Origin of the sequence: Vibrio sp. Vb1337 (assembly GCF_033338715.1) — a bacterium.
Lineage (GTDB): Bacteria > Pseudomonadota > Gammaproteobacteria > Enterobacterales > Vibrionaceae > Vibrio > Vibrio alginolyticus.
On sequence record NZ_JAWOTD010000002.1, the window covers coordinates 1 to 21,155 of the forward strand.

At 43.9% G+C, this 21,155-nt stretch carries 19 protein-coding genes; 3 read left to right on the forward strand and 16 right to left on the reverse strand.

Annotated features, from left to right (window positions below):
- On the reverse strand, positions 1–2,939 hold a 2,939-nt coding region (locus tag R7E42_RS01885; RefSeq protein ID WP_318072287.1), incomplete at its 3' end, for a retention module-containing protein.
- Positions 2,940–3,800: 861 nt separating this feature from the next.
- On the opposite strand from R7E42_RS01885, the gene R7E42_RS01890 reads away from it, so the two are divergent.
- The gene (locus tag R7E42_RS01890) at positions 3,801–4,052 is read left to right on the forward strand and encodes a YgjV family protein (protein WP_005376619.1); all 252 of its coding nucleotides are present in this window, start codon (positions 3,801–3,803) and stop codon (positions 4,050–4,052) included.
- A gap of 88 nt (positions 4,053–4,140) precedes the next feature.
- Here R7E42_RS01890 and R7E42_RS01895 read toward each other — a convergent pair whose 3' ends face one another.
- A complete protein-coding gene (locus tag R7E42_RS01895; RefSeq protein WP_005376622.1) occupies positions 4,141–4,422 on the reverse strand; it encodes a DUF2218 domain-containing protein in 282 nt (93 codons plus the stop codon).
- A 41-nt stretch (positions 4,423–4,463) separates the two neighbouring features.
- A complete protein-coding gene (locus R7E42_RS01900; protein ID WP_318072288.1) occupies positions 4,464–6,470 on the reverse strand; it encodes a TonB-dependent siderophore receptor in 2,007 nt (668 codons plus the stop codon).
- A 116-nt stretch (positions 6,471–6,586) separates the two neighbouring features.
- Here R7E42_RS01900 and R7E42_RS01905 point away from each other — a divergent pair, with 116 nt between their 5' ends.
- Together R7E42_RS01905 and cueR are read left to right on the forward strand one after the other, a co-directional pair.
- Positions 6,587–7,555, forward strand: a complete 969-nt coding sequence (locus R7E42_RS01905; RefSeq protein ID WP_053307613.1) for a helix-turn-helix domain-containing protein — start codon at positions 6,587–6,589, stop codon at positions 7,553–7,555.
- Between the two features lie 87 nt (positions 7,556–7,642).
- A complete protein-coding gene (gene cueR, locus R7E42_RS01910) occupies positions 7,643–8,029 on the forward strand; it encodes a Cu(I)-responsive transcriptional regulator (protein WP_005376627.1) in 387 nt (128 codons plus the stop codon).
- Positions 8,030–8,071: 42 nt separating this feature from the next.
- Here the strand turns inward: cueR and vctC are convergent, their stop codons facing one another.
- From vctC to rbsD, 13 genes are all read right to left on the reverse strand, one after another.
- Positions 8,072–8,827, reverse strand: a complete 756-nt coding sequence (vctC, locus tag R7E42_RS01915) for an iron chelate ABC transporter ATP-binding protein VctC (RefSeq protein ID WP_017635379.1) — start codon at positions 8,825–8,827, stop codon at positions 8,072–8,074.
- A gap of 2 nt (positions 8,828–8,829) precedes the next feature.
- Entirely contained in the window at positions 8,830–9,780 is a 951-nt protein-coding gene (gene vctG, locus R7E42_RS01920; protein WP_005376631.1) for an iron chelate uptake ABC transporter permease subunit VctG, read from the reverse strand.
- Positions 9,773–10,708 (reverse strand): ABC transporter permease, encoded by a 936-nt coding sequence (gene vctD, locus R7E42_RS01925; RefSeq protein ID WP_213899165.1) that lies wholly within the window; start codon positions 10,706–10,708, stop codon positions 9,773–9,775. The genes vctG and vctD overlap by 8 nt, the downstream gene beginning before the upstream one ends.
- Positions 10,709–10,730: 22 nt before the next feature.
- Positions 10,731–11,639: a siderophore ABC transporter substrate-binding protein gene (locus R7E42_RS01930; RefSeq protein ID WP_005376635.1), complete on the reverse strand. Its 909-nt coding sequence runs from the start codon at positions 11,637–11,639 to the stop codon at positions 10,731–10,733.
- Positions 11,640–11,802: 163 nt separating this feature from the next.
- Positions 11,803–12,483 carry a Crp/Fnr family transcriptional regulator gene (locus tag R7E42_RS01935; RefSeq protein WP_318072289.1) on the reverse strand — a complete coding sequence of 227 codons (681 nt, stop codon included), beginning with the start codon at positions 12,481–12,483 and terminating at the stop codon, positions 11,803–11,805.
- Positions 12,484–12,617: 134 nt separating this feature from the next.
- Positions 12,618–13,349 (reverse strand): nucleoside phosphorylase, encoded by a 732-nt coding sequence (locus R7E42_RS01940; protein ID WP_171344892.1) that lies wholly within the window; start codon positions 13,347–13,349, stop codon positions 12,618–12,620.
- Positions 13,350–13,359: 10 nt separating this feature from the next.
- Entirely contained in the window at positions 13,360–14,091 is a 732-nt protein-coding gene (gene pnuC, locus R7E42_RS01945) for a nicotinamide riboside transporter PnuC (protein WP_025767870.1), read from the reverse strand.
- Between the two features lie 499 nt (positions 14,092–14,590).
- Positions 14,591–15,613: a substrate-binding domain-containing protein gene (locus R7E42_RS01950; RefSeq protein WP_025767871.1), complete on the reverse strand. Its 1,023-nt coding sequence runs from the start codon at positions 15,611–15,613 to the stop codon at positions 14,591–14,593.
- Between the two features lie 35 nt (positions 15,614–15,648).
- Positions 15,649–16,566, reverse strand: a complete 918-nt coding sequence (gene rbsK, locus R7E42_RS01955; protein ID WP_047101385.1) for a ribokinase — start codon at positions 16,564–16,566, stop codon at positions 15,649–15,651.
- Between the two features lie 223 nt (positions 16,567–16,789).
- Positions 16,790–17,668 (reverse strand): ribose ABC transporter substrate-binding protein RbsB, encoded by an 879-nt coding sequence (gene rbsB / locus R7E42_RS01960; protein ID WP_005373143.1) that lies wholly within the window; start codon positions 17,666–17,668, stop codon positions 16,790–16,792.
- 85 nt (positions 17,669–17,753) lie between these two features.
- Positions 17,754–18,737, reverse strand: coding sequence for a ribose ABC transporter permease (gene rbsC, locus R7E42_RS01965; RefSeq protein ID WP_318072290.1), 984 nt, complete (start codon positions 18,735–18,737; stop codon positions 17,754–17,756).
- Positions 18,734–20,239, reverse strand: a complete 1,506-nt coding sequence (gene rbsA / locus R7E42_RS01970; RefSeq protein WP_005373147.1) for a ribose ABC transporter ATP-binding protein RbsA — start codon at positions 20,237–20,239, stop codon at positions 18,734–18,736. Before rbsA ends, rbsC begins: the two co-directional genes overlap by 4 nt.
- A gap of 23 nt (positions 20,240–20,262) precedes the next feature.
- Positions 20,263–20,682, reverse strand: coding sequence for a D-ribose pyranase (gene rbsD / locus R7E42_RS01975; RefSeq protein ID WP_005382620.1), 420 nt, complete (start codon positions 20,680–20,682; stop codon positions 20,263–20,265).
- Between the last annotated feature and the right edge of the window lie 473 nt (positions 20,683–21,155).

A 21,155-nucleotide genomic window follows, 5' to 3' on the forward strand; every position in this document is an offset into this window, starting at 1 on the left:
AGGCCAGCTACTGGTGTTGCAGACGCGTCAAGCTGATAGCTCACCACTCGGTCAGAGCCTTGTGTGGTGGTGAAGTTACCATCAATAGAAATCGGGTCAGTCTGGTCCGAACCAATCGTGCCTAAATCATCTTCATCAACAGTAATCGCATCAACATCGGTAATAGTTGGCTTATCATCCACGATGGTAACAGGCAATACGATTTGACTTGTGTCACCATCAAAGTCTGTAGCAATAACGCTAAAATCAAGGGTTAAGCTGTCGCTATTTGCCGCATGGTCAATTGGACCTTGCAGCTCAAAACTGTACGAGCCGTCGGTATTCAAAATTAATGTGAAAACTGCACTGCCATTTGCCGTTGCGCTGTAGGTGTAACTGCCATCTGCATTTTGCGTTTCGGCAATGGAAACGGTTTGACCTTGAGATTGCAGGCCATTTAAAGAATCAGCGTTTACATCCAACTGATACTGTACGACGCCATCAGAACCTTGAGTCGTCGTGAACTGACCTTCAACCAATGTTGGCTGTGATTGGTCTGAGCCTACCGAACTTAAGTCATCTTCATCGACGTTAAGAGCGACAACGTCATTAATAGTTGGCACATCATCAGTAATGGTAACCGGTAGAACAAGTGAGCTGGTGTCACCGTCAAAGTCCGTTGCGACAATAGTGAAGTCTAGAGTTAAGCTATCGCTACCCACAGCATGATCGATTGGACCTTCAAGGGTAAACGAATAAGTACCGTCAGGGTTAACTTGTAAGGTGAAAATAGCGTCCCCTTCTGCCGTTGCAGAATAGGTAAAGCTGCCATCTAAATTGGTTGTTTCCGTCAGAGAGATAGATCGCCCCTGCGATTCCAACCCATTGAGTGGATCAGTGCCGCTCTCTAATTGATAACTTACAACACGGTCTGAGCCCTGAGTCGTCGTGAAGCTACCTTGCGCGAACACAGAGTCGCTTTGATCGGAGCCAATGCTTGATAAATCGTCTTCATCGACGGCTAGCGCATCAACGCCATCAATCGAAGGAACGTCATCTTGAACTTGAATGACAATTTGCGCAGCTTCTGGTGTGTTCGAACCTTCGGTAATAGAGGAGCGGTCACCATCCGCATCTACCGCGTAAACTGGCAGTGAGAAAGTGAGCGAGTCATCGTTAGCACCCGTATGGTCAAGTTGTTCATACAAGTTGAATTGGTATTCGCCCAATGCAGGTGCATCAATCGCCACATCAAATACGGTAATACGCACACCATCCAGCTCAATGAAGCCTTCGTAAGTACGTACGCCGTTACTCTCGGACGCTAGTTCTAGTTGAACAACCTGCCCTTGAGATTGGAGTTCTCCACCAACATTGAACTCTGTAGGTTCCAACTCATAGTGATCAATGATGTCACTACCGACCGCTGTCGTGATCGCCCCAGTACCACTTGTTACTACCGCGCCTTCCTGTGAACCTTGGTCAACACCCGCCTCGTCTAAAGACAATCCCGTCACGTTCTCAATCACTGGATTATCGCCATCAAGGATGGTCATCGTAAAGGTGTTGCTTGCTGTATCTTGGTCAAAGTCGACGATTGTGGTTGGCAAAGAGAGCTCAATCGTATCTTCACCGTTTGTTTGTTCTAACGGCTTAAATTGCTCAAATTGGTAGGTACCATCAGTATTCAGACTGATGGTTAAGACGGTTTCATTCGAGCCAGCAATGGACAAGGTGATAGTACTGCCGTCTTCAGAGAGTACCGCTTCTGTCGCCTGATTATCACTCAATAGGCCATCGAACTGACTAAGTCCTTCTTGATTAAACGTGACCGTTGCCAATTGATCACTACCAATATCAACAAAGGTGCCAGTGATTGGTGTAGAAGAAGATTCAACGTTTTCAAAAGTAACGTTTTGCGGCGCAGGATCATCGCCATCAATAACGGTTGTCGTAAAATCAATAGGCGCTTGAATGCTGTTCCCACCAATATCTGCGCCAGTAATATCAAAAGCGATATTGATTTGATCACCGACGATAGATACTTGGCCATCAGCGATGGACGCCACATGGTCAATACCCTGGCTAATCGTGGTAACGACCTCTAACTCTAAATCACGGCCTAAAGATGTCGCTTCGATCTCGATACGAAGCACTTCGTTACCACCTTGAGTGCCGATAATGGCATTTTGCGCTTCGTCGTAAACGAACGCTACTGGCTGACCACCAGAGGTAATGTCACTATTTAACTCGGTTAACAAAGACTCTAATGAGGACGTTTCAGGTACAAATGAAGCAGTATCAAGTGCGAGATCCCCTGCTTCAACCAGCACACTAGAAGAAATGGTTTGCGGGTAGCTAGATAGAGAAATTGAGCCTTCTGTTACGCTAGATTGCAGTGACTGCCCACCATCAGCAAAGATCGTGACATTCAAACCGTCATCTTCGTCGCGATCATCTTCTCCGCTGCGAGTCGCAGACGTTTCAAAAAAAGTAGACGCGAGTACTTCCGGGTTATTATATTCAACCGTCACGTAGCCAGCATTAGCCGAGCCTTCAGCACCTGCGCCAGCAGCTGTTGCTTCTAAGATAGCGGTAGGGTCAGCTCCGTCTAAAATAGCTTGCTGGATAGCGGCAATATCGTTGGCGTCGAAGTCAGCACTTCCAATAGCCGTTGGGTCAAAAGTCACCAAGCCATTAACTGGAGATTGTACCAATACTGGTTCTAGTGATTCAGAAGAAGGCAAAGGAAGACAAGCAACACAATTTGCATCGACCAGATAAAGCTCATTATTTATCTGTACGTCGAGAGAAGCATTATTTTCTGTGATAATAATCTCGCCAGGTCTTAACTCATCCCCCGCTTTTATGACCTTAACGTTTCCATCCAGGCCCAAAACCAAAACTTCACCTTTGACAGCATTTACAATCGCGCTCTGCGGTACCGTGTGCGTACTCATCTGACCTCCGCTAATGGCTTACGTTTCCCATTAACCTTTTTAGATAATTTCTTATTAATTTAGTGCGGCATACTGCACACCTTTATGCGATTAAACTAAGTATTGAATCATTAAACAATCGATAAATACCCTACTACCGAGCAACATAAGTAAAACTTACTCGTAGTCACAGAAATGTGACACATGTGCTAACACGTAGATATCGAATAATTATATGAAATTGATACCTTATTCTAATTAAGTGTAGTTGTTTTAAGAAAAGAAGAGAGATGAAATCATTCAGTTAAACGCCAGACTGCCGGTTGCGATCAATAATGGAAGAAAAGCAATGAGAATGTTGTATACACCGGAGCGTGATGACAGCTTAATCAATATCGGTGACGAAAAAAACGTAACGATTAAATATTGAACAACATAAATTGCAGGACAAAATGCAACGATAAAAATGTGGCTTACGATATGAATCCCCGCACACCACGAGTTCGGTTTTGTTCTGATATACAGCAAAAAAAACACGAGCAAGCTAATAATAAAATACATAAACACAGCACTTGAAAATAATTATCATTTTCAATCATATGTAAATATTCCCTTACTTTCAATGGTGTTTGAGCTATTAATGTCATCGTTATTATCAATCAACACAATAAGTAAAATTATCAGTAATTCCAGTCCTAAACGTTTGCGTAATCGCTAACCTTCTCTTAACCTTGATTTGAGGCTTTTATCACGGTTTTTCCATTGATATAGTGCGTCCATACAACAAAAAAAGACCATTCGAGGCATGGAGCTTCCTCATTAATCTCAAGATGAGAAGAATTGGTACCGACAAAATTCGGCAGATTTTAAGAGGGTCAAAAAATGGACATGAATATGGTTGAGATTTTAGGTTATGCAGCTTCAATCATGGTCGCTATTTCGCTAACTATGAAAGATATTGTTAAGCTTCGTATCCTTAACTTTATTGGTTGTGCGCTATTTACTGCTTACGGACTAATGATTGATTCTTGGCCTGTAGTACTAACTAACGGTTTTATAGCTTGCGTTAACATCTACTTCCTAGCAAAAATGCAGCAGGAAAAAAAAAGCCTAGAGCCTGAGAAAGCGCAATAGCATTCAAACAATAAAAGCCCGCAAATCATAAGATTGCGGGCTTTTGCTTTTAACATTCCCTTTCTATCACAGCATCCTTAAACGAGCGCTAACGAACCCAGCTAAGTGCTAATGTTTCTCGACGAGAAAACATGTCCACATGCGATGAAATGATCGCCTTAACCGTATTCAGTTTCTCTTCTGAATCCGCCTCACAGGTTATAGTTAAGCTAGATGCACAAAGGTTAAACTCCGCTTTTCCCGTCGGAAATGTCACCAAACCGCTATTTTCATTCCAAGTAGCAGGAACTTTTCGTCCAAAATGCCGACAAAGCGTCACTAAGTATTTGTCAGCGTGTTCGCTATCTATTCGGGTGCTTTCTTTAATCATGAACTTACTCGTTACTTTGAAACGTCCTATGAAGAACCTTGTTAGAATTGATAAGCTGCAGAGAGCTTGAAGTTGCGACCCGGCTCGTAGTCATCAAGCGTGAAGCCACGTGCAGTACCCGAACGAGACGCATGAGAGCTGTACAACTCGTCAAATACATTATCAATACCAAAGGTCACCGACAGTCCATCAATATCAGACGGCACCCATTGAGCGTATAGATTATGCACATCATAACTTGCTTTCTTTGGCTGACCATCAAAGACGTTGTCTTCCTCTAGAACAAACATTGAGTTCCACCCGAAGATCGTTTCTAAAGCGTCTGACTGGTAATCCAAAGTTAGAGCAATGCTATCACCCATATCAATGCTACGCCCATTGCCCCCAGCAACAGGACCACCAGTATTCTTGTTTTTGGTGTCCGACTTAGAGTAAGAAAGTTTGCTGTTAAACTTGTCGTAACCATAAGAAGCACTTGCCTCAAAGCCTTTAATCTCAACATCACCTAAGTTGTAAATCAGGTAAGTTTGAGTCGCGTTTTGGTACTGATCTGCAATGTAATCATCAATTTCCGTTTGGAATGCCGTAATATTCGCCCCAAAGAAATGCTTATCAAAGGTTTTATCAAAACGAACACCACCCTGCGTGTTCAATCCCGTTTCTGGCTTTAACCCATCCTCTAAAAATGCAACGTCTTGGTAAGCAATAAAGGTTTCCATTAGCTCTGGACCTTTAAATAGAGAACGTGCACTCGCAAACAACGTCCAATCTTGAGTCACCGCCCACTCTGCTGCTAGAGCCCAAGTCACATCATCATAATTACTGGTTCCTGTCTCAGCTTTGCGTTTGTAATCATCAAAGCGCATACCTGCGGTAATAAAGAAGGCATCAGAGAAGAAGAACTGATCTTCTACAAACAGTGCGGTTGAAATCGCCGATTCGTCCATAAACTTACGACTACCGTAGTAACTCGAAGACGTTTTATCCATGTAGTCGAAGCCATAAGTGACTCGATTATCAAACTCACCTAACATAACATCTGACTGGAATTTGCCATTCAAACCAAAGTTTTGGTTTTTGGCGGTGTTCTTTGATAAACGGTTCGAGGGCCAACGAGGGGCCATCACCGTTTCGTCACGTTTAATTTCTGTCTCGGTATTATAAAGAGTGACGTTTCCTTGGTGTTGTTCGCCTCGCAACTCGTAACTCAAGGTAACGGTATCGCGGTCATAATCCGTAGGGATAAGTAACTTGCTCGACAGGCTATTATTTGCACTACCCGACATATCAGGACGCGGACTGTAATCTCCACTGTCTCGGTACATGTCATAAGAGAGCTCAAAACGATGGATGTCATTTAGTTCATACCCCAGCTTAGCCAGAATGTTGTAAACATCACCTGCAGCACCATAGGTTTTATTGCCATCACCATCTTCAAAATCATCACGTGTAACGTAATGGCCATAGACCATCGCATCAATGTTTTCGGACAAAAGTCCGTACAGTGTCAACGAACCTTGTTGGTTGTCGTTGGATGCATAGCCGCCATAAACACGCGCACCAAACTTTTCATCGTAACGAAGTAAGTCACGAGCGTCTTTCGTTTCAAAGTAGACCGAACCGCCTAACCCGTTTTGAGTCACAGAGTTATTACCTACCTGAATGTCCGCAGATTTGAGAATGTCAGGGTTCAACGTCAAGTTACCAATATGATGGAACATACTCGCATGCTGAGAAGCTCCGTCAAGACGAATGTCCAAATCGGTTTCGCTCAAACCACGAATCGTAATACGTTGATTCACAGAGTGTGTTCCACCAACATCTACACCGGGAATATCGCGCAGTAAATCAGACATGTGATCCGCTTGCTTCAGTGACATGTCGTCCGCAAACATCGACTCAGTGTTGCTGGAAACTTTCGTTCCCCATACAACGACCTCTTCAAAATGTGACTCAGTATCTTGAGCTAAAACAGGGGTTGATAGCGCCATTCCCACTGCAAGGCAAAGGCTTGAAAGCTTGATAGGTGAACAAGCAGGGCTTTCCATAACTTAATTCCTAAATATTAATGATAATAATTCTCAGGTATAATAAGCATGAGTTTTATAAATACAAAGGCGATTTGGTTATGCGAAATCGCACAAGTGTTATGAGGAAGTGTCAAATGCAGGAAGTCACAACAAAACGAACTAAAATTGCCAAGATAGCTTTAACCCAAAGACTAGAGGCGACAGAGAAACAATGGATTGTCACGCAAGGCCAACCTTGTCAAACTCAACTGGCCGAAGGTAAGTTCCTATCATATCAGTACAATGATCAAATTTTTGTTCATGGCGGGCGTTGTCTAGAACTTATTGATTCGAATATTGTTTCTACTGCACACGCCTCACTGCTGGTCACTATTCTTTTAGAAGGTAGACTCTCGTTTGGCTACGACGATTTGCAATTTGATTTAGACGCGAGCGACGGCCCTAAGGGTGTAGTGGTGAACTTACTCAAACCTGCAAATTTTCGTCGTTCACTGCTCAAAGATAACCTCATTAATAAGATCAACATATTGGTTAAGCCCCAATGGCTAGAGGCCCGCCTTGAGCAAAATTGTAGCCATCGAGCCTTTTTTAACTCTCATCAGGCGTTTCAACAGTTGGAGCTTAACCAGACGCTATGCGAACTGGCTGAAACGTTAACAAATAGAGAAACACCGCAAGAGTTCCAAGAGAAGCTAGAAGTCGAAAGCTTGATCTATCAAATATTACATCAAGCCACCAAGCAAATTCCTAAGAATTTCAGTGCTAAAAACAGCAGTATTGAACGACACATTGATGGTCGGATTGAGGATATTGTCAGCTATATTGAAACTCACCTTGATCAAGAACTACGCTTGGAAAAGTTGGCGAGCCAATTCTCAATGAGTGTTTCAAACCTGCAGCGCCGATTTAAACAATCACTTAATATGACCATAAACGGCTACATTCGTTTTCGACGTCTTGAGATTGCTAGGCAACATTTGGAACGTGGCCTAGTGACGATAACAGAAGCCGCCTATGAAGCCGGATACCACCACCCTTCTAACTTCACTTATGCCTTCAAAAAGGCATTTGGTGTGCCACCACATGAAGTGATTAAAGAGTAAGGGGACTCTAGGTAACTGACTGTTATTTAGGAGTGTCTTATCCACAACATCGGTATATACTCGCCTTAAACGTTATGGAGGTTAAACATGAATATTGGTGCTGTCGCGAAGCTCACAGGGCTTTCATCTAAGTCGATTCGATTATATGAAGACAAAGGGATCATATCTCCACCAGCGCGTAGCGACTCTGGCTATCGCGAATATTCAGATAATCATATTCAAGAGCTTAACTTGGTATCACGCGCAAAAAGCGCAGGCTTTTCGTTGCAAGAATGCAAAGAGTTCGTACAACTTGCTCATAACCCCAACCGCAAAAGTAGCGAAGTAAAAGCAAGAACCATGGACAAACTGAGAGAGGTTGAAGAAAAAATTGCACACCTCATGGAGATCAAAACGCAACTTGAAGGTTGGGTTTCTTCTTGTCCTGGAGATGCAGAGAGCCGATGCCCAATCATAGACGAGCTCACCAAGTAAGCCCGCCTATCTATTGATCTCGTTAAAAACGAACTAGCTCGCTTAATGATAAGTACACATGCGCTTACCGTTTAACTCTATGATGTTAAATGGCGTTTCGTAGATGTCCTCTAGCGTAGACGCTTGAATAACCTCTTCAACCGCACCACTCGCCACAACCTTGCCTTTCTTAAGCGCCAATATGACATCTGAGTAACACGCCGCGAAATTAATATCATGAATCACGACCACCATGGCTTTATTCATGTCATGGGCTAACTGCTGCACAACTTTCATGATCTGAAGAGAGTGTTTGATATCTAAGTTATTAAGAGGCTCATCAAGAAAGACATAATCTGTATCTTGTGCAATCACCATAGCAATAAATGCAAGCTGTCGCTGACCACCACTTAATTCATCCAAGTATTTGTCTTGAATATCTTGCAAATCTAAGTAGTCGATCGCTTGTTCTATGACCTCATGATCTTCTTTAGTCAGATTTCCTTTAGAGTATGGGAAACGACCAAAAGAGACTAACTCTTTTACGGTAAACCGCATTGTAATCGAGTTAGCTTGGCGAAGTACTGCCAGTTTTTTCGCTAGCTCTTTTGTGTCCCATTCCGCGATTTCCTTGCAATCAATGATAACACTACCGCCATCTCGCTCCGTTAAGCGCGAGGCCATAGATAACAGCGTGCTCTTTCCCGCGCCATTTGGACCGATAATCGATGTTACCTTGCCCTTTTCAAACTGAGTATTGGCCTCGTCTACGACTTTGTTTGAACCGAAAGCCTTCGTTAATTTGTCTATTACTATCATATTTATACAACTTTGTTTTTCAGCAGCAGGTATAAGAAATACGCACCGCCGATAAAGTTAATTACGACACTCAACGTCGTCTCAAAACTGAACACGTTTTCGATTATCCATTGCCCAGCAAGTAATGAACTGATGGATAGAAACGAACATCCGACCAATAGCGTTTTATGTTGGTAACTTCGGAACATTTCTCGGCTTAAGTTGGTCACTAGTAAACCAAAGAACATGATTGGCCCTACCAAAGCCGTAGAAATAGCAATCAAAACCGCCGAGATAATAAACACATTTCTCGTCACTTTAGGTACATCAACACCCAAACTTTTCGCATTGTCTTGGTCGAGCCAAAACACATCTAAAGTGCGATGCATCCTAAACAACAACCAACATGCAAACATCAAAGCCGGAGCACTAAAGTAAACCAAGTTCACTTTGACATTATTGAAACTGGCGTACAGTTTCGACTGAACAATTGCATATGTGTTTGGGTCCATCAGCAAAGAAAAGAATGACGCCGCATTGGAAAATAGCTGACCAAAGATCAAGCCGACCAATAGCAACGTAATCAAGTTCTTGCTGCCTTTTGAAAAGTAAAACCCAAACAGCAGTAGCGAAAACGACACCATTACAATTACTGCAATCGCGAAATTGACGTACAAGTTAAGAACTAAGGTACTCAACCCACCAAAAATCAACACGATCAAAATTTGGGTTAACACATACAGCGCATCAAAACCCATGATACTTGGCGTTAAAATTCGGTTGTGCGTAATGGTTTGAAATACAAGTGAAGACTGAGCAATGGCCACACCCGCTAGCACTATCGCCAATACTTTAGGAACTCTACGAGACAAAAAATATTGGTAGTTGTCAGCCGTTAGCCCAATACCAATAAACAGACACGCGAAAAGAATCGCAATGCCACCTAGCAGCAGGATTTTCGTTGAATCACGCATGTTGCTTACCTCGCAACAACATAGCGATGAATACCACGCCACCCAATATGCTGATCACGATAGAGATTGGCATTTCATGAGGGAAAATAATTAAACGACTCACCAAGTCGCAACACAACACTAAAATGGCCCCATACATGGCCGTAAGCGGAATGTTCTTTTTGAGGTTATCGCCATAAAAGTGACTCACGAGATTCGGTACAATCAGCCCTAAGAATGGCAACTGGCCAACAATCATCACGACACTTGCTGACATGATGGATACCAATAGCACGCCAATCGTCACAACCTGCTGATAATTCAAACCCAAGTTAATCGCGAAATCTTTTCCGATACCTACGGCAGAGATCCTTGCGGCAAAAAGATAGCTGAGGATAACCATTGGTACCGCGATGTACAGCAGTTCAAAATCACCACGCAAGATGTTGGCGAAGTTTGCGACTGTCCAAGCATTCAGACTTTGAAGTGCATCATATTTGTAAGCGATAAACGTAGTCATGGATTGGATGACATTGCCGAAAATAATCCCGACAAGAGGCACAAAAACCACGCTCTTAAATTGAATGCGCTGAATAAAGAAAACAAACGCTAGCGTCCCAAATACCGAGATGCCGAATACGAGCAAAAGGTGATTGTCGTTACCAAAGAAAACCACGCTCAGTACGTAGCCCAGCATGGCACATTCGATCGTACCAGTTGTAGAAGGTGCAGCAAATCGGTTCTGGCTGATTTGCTGCATGACAAGACCCGCAATACTCAAGCCAGCACCAGCAAGCAGTATGGCAAATAAACGTGGTATACGGCTAGTAAAGAAAAGCTCTAATGCTTTCTCATCACCTGAAAAGAGTTGTTGGGGCGTCATGTTTGCCACCCCAACAAATAACGAAACCGTGCTTAAAACCACAAGGGTTAGCAATAACTTCTTCAAAGTTAACCTCTGCTATCTTGGATTACAGTTCAACGGTTTGCTTTATCTCACTGACCATTTTTTCTGTTGCTGTCACACCAGACATCGACAAGTACCACGCGTCCACATCTAAATAAGTGATTTTATGATTTTTATATGCTGCGGTCGCTTTGACTAAGTCGTTATCCATGGATTTACGAATATCGTTATCCGGCGTACCTGTCAGAGAATTACGGTCAACCACGAGAATATTTTTCGGGTTAGCTTCACGAATAAACTCATAAGAAATGACATCTCCGTGAGTGCCCGTTTTCACGTGCTCAACCGTTTCCAAGAAGCCAAAGTCGTTATAAATGACGCCAAATCGCGACTGGGCACCAAACGCGCTGATGTTGTCACCCATGCTTAAAATCGTTAGTGCATCATTTTTGTTCGATTGGTTGTAGTCACGGATTGCTTTGAATTGAGCATCTAGCGCTTCAATTTTCTGCTCTACTTTTTCTTCGATATTGAAGATCTTACCAATATTTCGCCATTGCGCTTGCGTGCCTTCCCAATAGCCTTGGTTCTCTTTCGCCGCAAAAACAACTGTAGGGGCAATTTCACTCAGCTCTTCATATTTCGCAGACGCTCGCGGACCAACCAAAATCAAATCCGGTTTTTGCATGTAGATGGTTTCAAAATCAGGTTCAAACAAACTACCCGCAGAGGTGTAGTTATCTTTGCTGTATTTTGAAAGGTAACTAGGAAGATTAGACGAGTTAGATACTGCAACGGGATCGATACCAAAGTTGTCCAGCGCATCTAGCGGGCCAAAGCCAATCACAACCACACGCTCTGGGGATTGTTCTAGCTCTGTTTGACCCATGTAGTGGTCAATCACAACTTTAGCAGCGAAAGAAGGAGAAACAGTAAATAACGACAGCATAGCCGCACCGACGAATTTTTTCATTTTGTTAAGCCTTAATGAGATCTATTATCATACTCGTTCGCAATATAACGCTACTCTTTAATGCATTCAACAAAATTTAAGGTACTTTACATTAGTTACGTTTACTCAAGACTTAGATATATCAAAGACTTATAAAACCCATCAGTTTCAATACCTGGGCGTATCATTCATGCGCTTCAATAAACGCTTTGAGTGCCAGCTCATCAATAATCTCCAAACCGTTGTCCGTTTTTGTAATCAATCCCTTTTCAATCAAGTCCTTAACTGCACGTCGATAGACTCGGCCTGAGGTGCCAAACCGCTCAGCCTCTTGGTTCACTTTATCAAAACCACCAAGCAACTTATCCGTCTGATTACGGACGAGAAGATCATAGGCAATGTTGTAAGTAATGGGATGCAACAAACGATTAGTGTAGATATCCATGGAGTCTTGATAATCCTCAGCCAATGCTGAAGCGAAGAACACCATCATTTGGGGATGATTTTGCAGTGCTTCGGTTAGTTTTTGGATACAGATAACATCAACCTGCATATGTTCATCTGCTATCACATTCCATTGACAAGGGGTCTGAGTGAAGAACTCCATTTCACCATAAATATGATAGTCGCAGTTAGCTTCCCCTAATTTAAAACGTCGTCCATTTGCGGCCAATATGTTCATCGAGACTCGACCTACTGGCACAACATACAAGTACTGAAGTTGCTCACCTTGGCGGAGAATTGCTTCCCCAGCATCAAAGTAACGCGAATTTATTTGGCATTGATAAATCAAATCGCGAAAGGTGGCACTCTTTTCTTCAAGGTATGTTTTGAAGCGACCAGTCGGATAAGGGCTGATTTTCATTTTCTGCTCTCTCAGAAAAAGTTACGGACAACTATTTAAGGTGGATTGTACCCCGTAACTCCAAATAAAAAAGCGACAGTGACCTGTCGCTTTACATCTATTCTGTTTATGTGACTTACTGAGATAGAGACTGGCTAACGCTGAGCAACCAAGGCTTCTAATGCCGTAATCGCGGCACTCTTCTCACCTTGCATCATTACTTTGGCCTCATCAACGTACTGACCAACCCCTTCTTTCACATCTTGTTGATACAGCACCACGTTGTTTAATATCGAAGCCACATGAAGGCCTCGTAGTCGACCGACCGTAAACAGCGCAGAGGTTTCCATATCTGCACCTAAGATGCCTTTCTTGTTCCAATGTTGGCATATTGCATCCTCGTCATCGGTATAGAAACTGTCGTGAGAACGCACCACACCAAAATGATAATGCACTTTTTGCATCGACAAGTAACGCTCAACTTCCTTTAACAGTGAAAAGCTTGCGTAGGCTGGATAAGACGAATCGACATACGCTTTAGAGCCGCCCTCATCTCTTACCGCGCCTTCGGCAATGATCAACTCGCCAATATGAATGCCTGATTGCATTGCCCCCGCCGATCCAACGCGTACCACATGAGTCACACCGCACTGTTTTAGCTCTTCCACTGCGATGATCATCGATGGCGCACCTATACCTGTACTACACACTGAAACAGGCTTGCCTTTGTAGTTGCCGGTAAACACACGGTACTCGCGGTTTTCCGACACCATTTCTGCATCATCAAATAATGCCGCGATACGATTCGCTCGATCTGGCTCGCCGCATACAATAACGAGGGGAGAGATTTGTGTTTCATCCACTCCGATATGAGGTTGTTTGGCCATTTTTCGTTCCTTACGCAGCAGCGTGCGCTAAGGTTTTATCGCCATTGCGCTTAGCGCTACGAGCCCACTCACGCGTGCCATTGGCAGCGATGAACATAAGAATCGCGTACTGAACAGACATTGCGTAAACACCTTGCGTCGCGTAGATACCCACACTGATAATGTTAATCACAACCCATAGAATCCAGTTTTCGACGTATTTACGTGTCATCAGAATTTGTGCAACAACAGAAAGTACTGTCATGGTTGCATCCCAGAACGGGAACGCGTCAGGCTCAAGCACCGGTTCAGCCAAGCCAGCACCAAAGAGATTCAAGCTATCAACAGCAATGTTTGCTAGCGCAAAGAAAAATGGGTCGATATAGATCGTTAATAATGCGATACATGCAACGCTAATAGAGGCAGTAGTAATAAGTTTCTGTTTATTTAACCAGCGAACTTCCAGCGTTTCACCTTGTGCATTTGGGCGGGTCCACGCATACCAGCCGTAAATGTTCGCACAGAAGAAAAACAATTGAAGAAGCAATAATCCGTATAACTGAATTTGAAAAAAGATAACGGCAAAAAGCGTGACATTCAGCAAACCGAATAAGTAGTTGATGGTTTTTTCTTGGCTGGCAAACCAAATGCAAAGCAGTCCAAAAACGGTACCGAAAGCTTCGATCCAACTCATTGCGTAGCCGTCGCCGATCGGAATGTTAACGAGAGTATTATTAATATCGAGTAAGGCAAAGAGGTCCATAACATGTCCTTTATTATTTTGTTTGGAATACGCTTATATTAGAGCGTGATCCCCAACAAAAAGGAGGACATTTGTCCTCCTCTTGATGCACTCGATCATAATTCAGTTCAATGTTTACTTGAAAGCAATAAATGATGCTATTGAACGATGTTGGAAATAGACGTGCCTATGAATCCAAGCCTAGATAGCGTTTTTTGAATGCAGAAGCTGATGCAAATAAAGCTGACGCCAAAAGTGTAATAATAAAGCCAATTGCGTACTCAAATGCTTCATTAACCAGTAGCTGATAGCAGCTCACAAAAAAAATCAATACAACTGTAATAACATTAACTCGGTGAAACCAAGGGTGTTTTACAGATAACTTAGCGTAACCTTTTGATAACATTTAACTAATCCGCCAGACAACAATTAATAGTTTTATTTATAATCAACGACGATAGTAAGGCTTTATCGTATAAAGAGAAACGACTTTTTTAATTTTTTAGCTCAACATCACACGTCATTCAGTGACGTTTGACTTTAACCTCTTGACGCTTTTTCGTTCCACTAGAGTCGGTTCTAATTGTACGACCTGTGCCTCTGTTGACTTTTCATCCAACTTTCGGACAAGAGTCTCAACGGCAGCCTGCCCCAAACGGTACTTAGGCTGATGAATGGTAGTTAGCGATGGCGACATAAATTTCGCGATATGGATGTCATCGTAACCAATAATGGACAGGTCGTCCGGCACTTTAATATCGAGCTCATTTGCGGCGTTAATCACCCCCATCGCCATCATATCGTTAGAGACGAAAATCGAGCTAGGTAATGCGCCACGCTGAGCCATTTTTTTGAACGCTTGATACCCACCCTCACACTCGAAGTCCGATTCAATGATCCAATTGGCATTAAATTCCAAGCCCGCTTCGTTCATTGCTCGCTTATAACCTTCGTATCGCATTTGCGCTTGGTGTTTAATCAAAGGGCCAGTGATGCACCCAATTTCGGTATGGCCGCAATCAATTAAGTATTTCGCCGCTAAGTAACCGCCACGAAGTGAGTTGTCTTGGATTTTATCGCTTGTAAATAGCATCGGCCCCCAGTCCATTACCACTACTGGGATATCTGGGTAACGCTCAAATACATCGATACGCTCTCCTTCTAGCGACGAACACATCAAGATCAAACCATCGACACGCTTTTGCAATAGCGTATTAATGGATTGACGCATACGTTCGTTATCACCCTCGGTGTTACATAAAATGAGGCTGTAGCCTTTTTGGTAGCAGCTGCGTTCGACGCCTTTTACGACTTCGCCAAAGAATGGGTTGGTTGAGGTTGTCACGAGCATACCAATGGTTTTGGTACGATTGACTTTGAGGCTACGCGCCAACGCAGAGGGCGCGTAGTAGTTAAGCTCTTTTGCGGCATTGTTAACGCGTTCAGAGATCTCTTCGCTCACAAAACGCGTCTTGTTAATAACATGGCTCACTGTTGAAGTGGAAACCCCTGCCAGTTTTGCGATGTCTTTCATCGTCGCCATGTTACTACTCCTATTTTAATGAGGCGTTGTGCGCCTTATTGTTCCGCGAGAAACGCGTCCACCTCTTCGCGGGTTGGAATCGACGTTTGCGCGCCAAAGCGGGTCACAGAAATTGCAGCCGCCGCATGTGCAAACTTAATCGCTGATTCTAAAGGTAAATCTTCTAGGAGACCAGTGACGAATGCCCCATTAAATGTATCGCCCGCAGCGGTAGTATCCGTCGCTTCAACGCGGAAACCCGAGATGATTTCGCCTCGACCGTTTTGGCTTAACCAAACGCCTTTTGCACCGAGTGTGATCATGACAATTTCTATACCTTTACCATGTAGCACATTCGCCGCTTCTTGCGCGCTTTCGTTGTCTGTTACAGTAATACCTGTCAGAACTTCAGCTTCCGTTTCATTTGGTGTAATCACGTCAATGCAAGACAGTAATTCATCTGACAGTTCGCGAGCTGGCGCAGGATTCAAAATGACATTGGTTTTGGCATCTTTCGCTACACGCGCAGCTTTCTCAATGCCGCACATCGGCGTTTCCAATTGCATTAGCAAGTAATCTGCTTGGCGAATGCGCTCTAAATCTGGCTCAATCGCTTCTGCTGTCAGTTTGGCGTTCGCTTCAGCTGAAATGCAAATGCTGTTCTCACCACTGTCCGACACTTGAATCATCGCGATACCTGTCGGGCAATTTGGCTGCATCTTCACACCAGTGATATCGATGCCGTCCATTTTGAAGTTTTCGCGAATGTTAATGCCGAATGAGTCGTCGCCCACACAAGCGATAAAACCGATGTCTGCATTTAATCGCGCCGCCGCGACGGCTTGGTTGGCACCTTTGCCACCTGGGATAACTTGATAGTTGCGACCATGCAGCGTCTCGCCTGGGCGAGGGAAAGAAGGCACTTGAAGAACATGGTCAGCGTTTACACTACCTAACACCACTAACTTATTCATACGGTTATCCTCGGTTCTGAATGAACCCTTTTTAAAAACTGTTTAGGAAAATACATTAGATGACTTTAACTTCTCTTCCTGACGAAGGAGTCTCGATAAAAAACCAAAGGCATCTATACCCCACACTTTGCAGTATTTTGGGTAAGTTTGCCCTCACCTCCTAAACGACAGATATAAACGGAGGAGAGAGCAAAAATTAGGATGATTTATTGGAACTTGAAACTTACTTAGTGACTACTTTTAGTGGTACTGGGATGTACTCTTCTACTTCTTCACCTTTCAAAACTTTGTCAGCCGTTTCAACACCTAAAGCACCGATAAGGTCTGGTTGCTGAGCAATAGTTGCCGCTAGTTTGCCACGGTTAACTGCTGCAATGCCGTCTTCCGTACCATCAAAACCAACGATAACGACATCTTTGCCAGAAGCTTGAACTGCGCGAAGTGCACCTAGCGCCATTTCATCATTCTGTGCAAATACCGCTTGTACATCCGGGTTAGCCGCTAGCAGGTTTTCCATTACGTTTAGACCTTTTGTGCGGTCAAAGTCAGCTGGTTGGCTAGCAAGAAGATCCATATCGCTGCCCTTCACGGCATTCATAAAGCCTTCACCGCGCTCACGCGCTGCCGATGTGCCCGCAATACCTTCAAGTTGAATGACTTTTGCTTTTTCGCCGACTTTTTCCATGATGTAGTGGCCTGCCATTTCACCACCAATTACGTTGTCCGACGCGATGTGACTCACAACTTCACCACGGCTTGCACCACGGTCTAATGTCAACACAGGGATCTTAGAACGGTTCGCCATACGAATTGCATTAGACACTGCATCAGAATCCGTTGGGTTGATAAGAATTGCTTTTACGCCGCGAATACTTAAATCCTCGATGTTCGACAGTTCTTTACTCGGGTCATTTTGCGAGTCCAGTACAATTAAGTCGTACCCCAATTCTTTCGCTTTTGCTTCCGCACCGTCTTTCATCGTTACGAAGAACGGGTTGTTTAGCGTCGAAACCACAATCGCCATGGTATCTTGAGCTTGCGCCGCTACCGATACGGTTGAAGAAAGAAGTGCAGCAGAGATAAGAGTTGCAAGTTTTTTCATCGTTCTAGTCCTTTGTGTAGGGTGAGCCAGTACACGTCCCCTGACTCGGTTTGTATTCACTGTTATATATACAGATTGTTATGAATTACTTGTTTTTGTTGTCTACCAATACCGCAAGCAAGATAACCACTGCTTTTGCAATCATTTGGTAGTAAGAAGAAACATCAAGTAGGTTAAGTGCATTGTTCAAGAAACCGATGATCAGCGCACCAATCAAGGTACCCATGATACGGCCTTTACCACCCATCAAGCTGGTACCGCCAAGAACAACCGCTGCGATAGCGTCTAGCTCGTAGCCCATACCTGCTGTTGGCTGCGCCGAAGAAAGACGAGACGTTACAATAATACCTGCAAGCGCTGCTAACATACCGCAGATGGCGTAGACACCAATCTTCACTCGGTCTACATTGATACCTGATAGGCGAGTCGCAGACTCATTGCCGCCTAGTGCGTAAACATAGCGACCAAAGCGCGTGTGGTTAAGTAAATACCAAGCCGCAGCGAACACAACCACCATTAACCAAACAGGAACTGGAATGCCTAGCGCGTAGCCAGTACCAAACCATGCGAACGCATCCGCGGTGTCAGTAAAGCCTGTCGAGATTGGTCGACCTTCGGTGTACACCATGGTCACACCACGTAGTAACGTCATGGTAACCAGCGTAGCGATAAATGCCTGCACCTTACCCTTCGCAATAATGATACCGCTGATCGCACCTAACGCTGCACCTGCGATTAAAGCAGTTGGAACCGCCACCAGCACCGGAACCTCAAGCGCAATCATGCTTGCCGCAAAGGCACCACACAATGCCAATACCGAACCAACACTTAAGTCGATGCCTGCTGTTAAAATAACTAATGTCATACCCACTGCGATAATGGCATTCACGGAGGTTTGACGAAGAATGTTGAGAATGTTGTCGACCGTAAAAAAGTTCGGGTTCAAAAATGACACAACAACGATCAGAAAGATCAAAGCTATCAGTGATTTTTGCTCAATCAGCCACTCTTTTGTGAACAACTTCTTGTTGCCAGTTTCGGTTGGTTTGCTCATGGTATTCGTACTCATGCTGCTTCCTCATTGATCTCTTTGCCTACGGCACAGGCGAGTAATTTTTCTTGATCGGCGTCTTTCGCATCAAATTCGCCAGTGATACGACCTTCATGCATCACTAAAATACGGTCGCTCATGCCGAGCACTTCAGGCATCTCGGAAGAAACCAAGATGATGCTCATGCCTTCGGCCTTAAACTTGTTGATGAGCTGATAAATCTCTTTTTTTGCTCCGACATCAACACCACGTGTTGGCTCATCCAGAATCAGAACTTTAGGTTTCGTCATTAACCCTTTCGCAATCGCAACTTTTTGCTGGTTACCACCAGATAAGTTGCCGATGATTTGATCTCGCGTTGGGGTTTTAATGTTGAATAACTTAATAAAATCTTCCACAGCAATCACTTCGTCGCTGTGTTGAATCTGGAAGCCTTTGGTCAGCTGGTTTAGCGAACAAAGTGACATGTTCTCCTTAACTGAAAGACCTAAAACCAAACCATCGCCTTTGCGATCTTCAGAGATGTAAGCGATACCATTTGCCAAGCCATCTTGCGGGCTAACCGGGTTAATAGTTTTGTTGTCAAGATTGATAACACCATGCTCACTAGGTAATGCGCCGTAAATGACTTTCATGAGTTCAGTGCGGCCTGCGCCCATCAAGCCAGAAATTCCGAGAATCTCACCGCGCTTGAGAGTAAAGCTCACATCCTGAACGCCAGACCCAGTCAAACCAATGACTTCAAGACAGGTTTCGCCATGTTGGACATCAATACGTGGATATTGCTCTTCTAATTTTCGGCCAACCATCATTTCAATTAGGCCATCTTCATCAGTGTCGGACACCTTGCACTCACCGATAAACTTACCATCACGAAGCACTGTAATATCATCACAGATTTCAAAGATTTCTTTAAGACGATGCGAAATGTATACGATGCCGCATCCTTGCTCGCGGAGCTCATTAATCACTTTAAACAGTGATTCCGTTTCGGTATCGGTCAGTGCGTCCGTTGGCTCATCCATAATGATGACTTTCGACTCAAACGAAAGTGCCTTTGCAATTTCCACCATTTGTTGTTCACCAAGGCTTAAATCGCCAAGCAATGTTTTTGATGAATGCTTTACATTGAGACGTTTTAAAAGCTTGTCAGCTTCGTCATACATTTTGCCCCACTGGATACGCCCTAAGGAGCCGGTGAACTCTCGTCCCAAGTAAATATTTTCGGCAATCGTCAGTTCAGGAATCAGGTTCAGCTCTTGGTGAATAATGCTAATACCAGCTTCCTGTGAATCGCGTGGACCTTTAAAGGCCGCCGGCTGACCTTGATATTGAATGCTCCCCGCATCCATGTGGTAAATGCCTGTCAACACCTTCATTAACGTTGACTTGCCTGCTCCATTTTCACCCATCAGCGCCATAACACGGCCTGGATAAACATTCAGGCTTGCTTTGTCGAGTGCTTTTACGCCCGGAAACGCCTTCTCAATTTCGCTTAGTTGTAGAATGGCTTGAGTCATAATCTGTCCTCAATATCTCTGGCTTAAAAAACCACGCCCGCTTGGAAAATAACGTTCGCATATGGCGAGCATTCGCCGGTTCTTACGATAGCGCGACTTTGGGCCGTGCGTGCTTTAAACGCTTCATGTGACACGTAGCTCACCTCAATAGATTTGCCCGTCTCTTCACTCTCTTTGCTCAGTTCGTTGAGCAACGCTTCATGCAAAACTGGGCTTGCATCAGAGAACTCTTCCGCAATGATGACCCCTTCGATTTGGGACTCAGATAGAATTACGCGAACAGTATCAAGAAAACTTGGTACCCCATGCGTTAGCGCCAAATCGATTCGCTGAACATGCTCTGGGATTGGTAGACCAGCATCACATATAGTGATCTCGTCGGTGTGGCCTAGCGTCGCCACCAAGTAAGAAATATCTGAGTTAATTAGGGTACTTTTTTTCATCTCATCGACCTTTCGGTTACACGTTCATACAACCATGAGCGCCTGTCTTAAAGTGTTTTCGTTATTAACAGAAAACTCATCGAAACGTTTCGATGAAATAATAATTCGTCATCGCAATTTGACCAGTGTGAGATCGATAAGGTGTGAGAATGATCTGTAATTCAATTGTCATTGAATAGGAAAAGTGCACTTGAGTCACACTTTACCATCGAAACGTTTCGATGATGGTATTTCCCTGTCATTACGGTTAGGTTTTATACAGGGAGGAAGGAAAAGAGACGTCCAACTACTGAGAAAACCTCTAGTTAATAAGCTCGAAACCTTTCACGTCATCACAATTCTTAGATAGCTGCCTGATTTTGGAGAACGCTCACCTTACAATCTGGTTACAATTTGCCAAAACACATCATCCGTTCAGTACCTTACCTGGTACGCGACGTTTGTAGGGACACAAACGGAAACTAAGAACCATA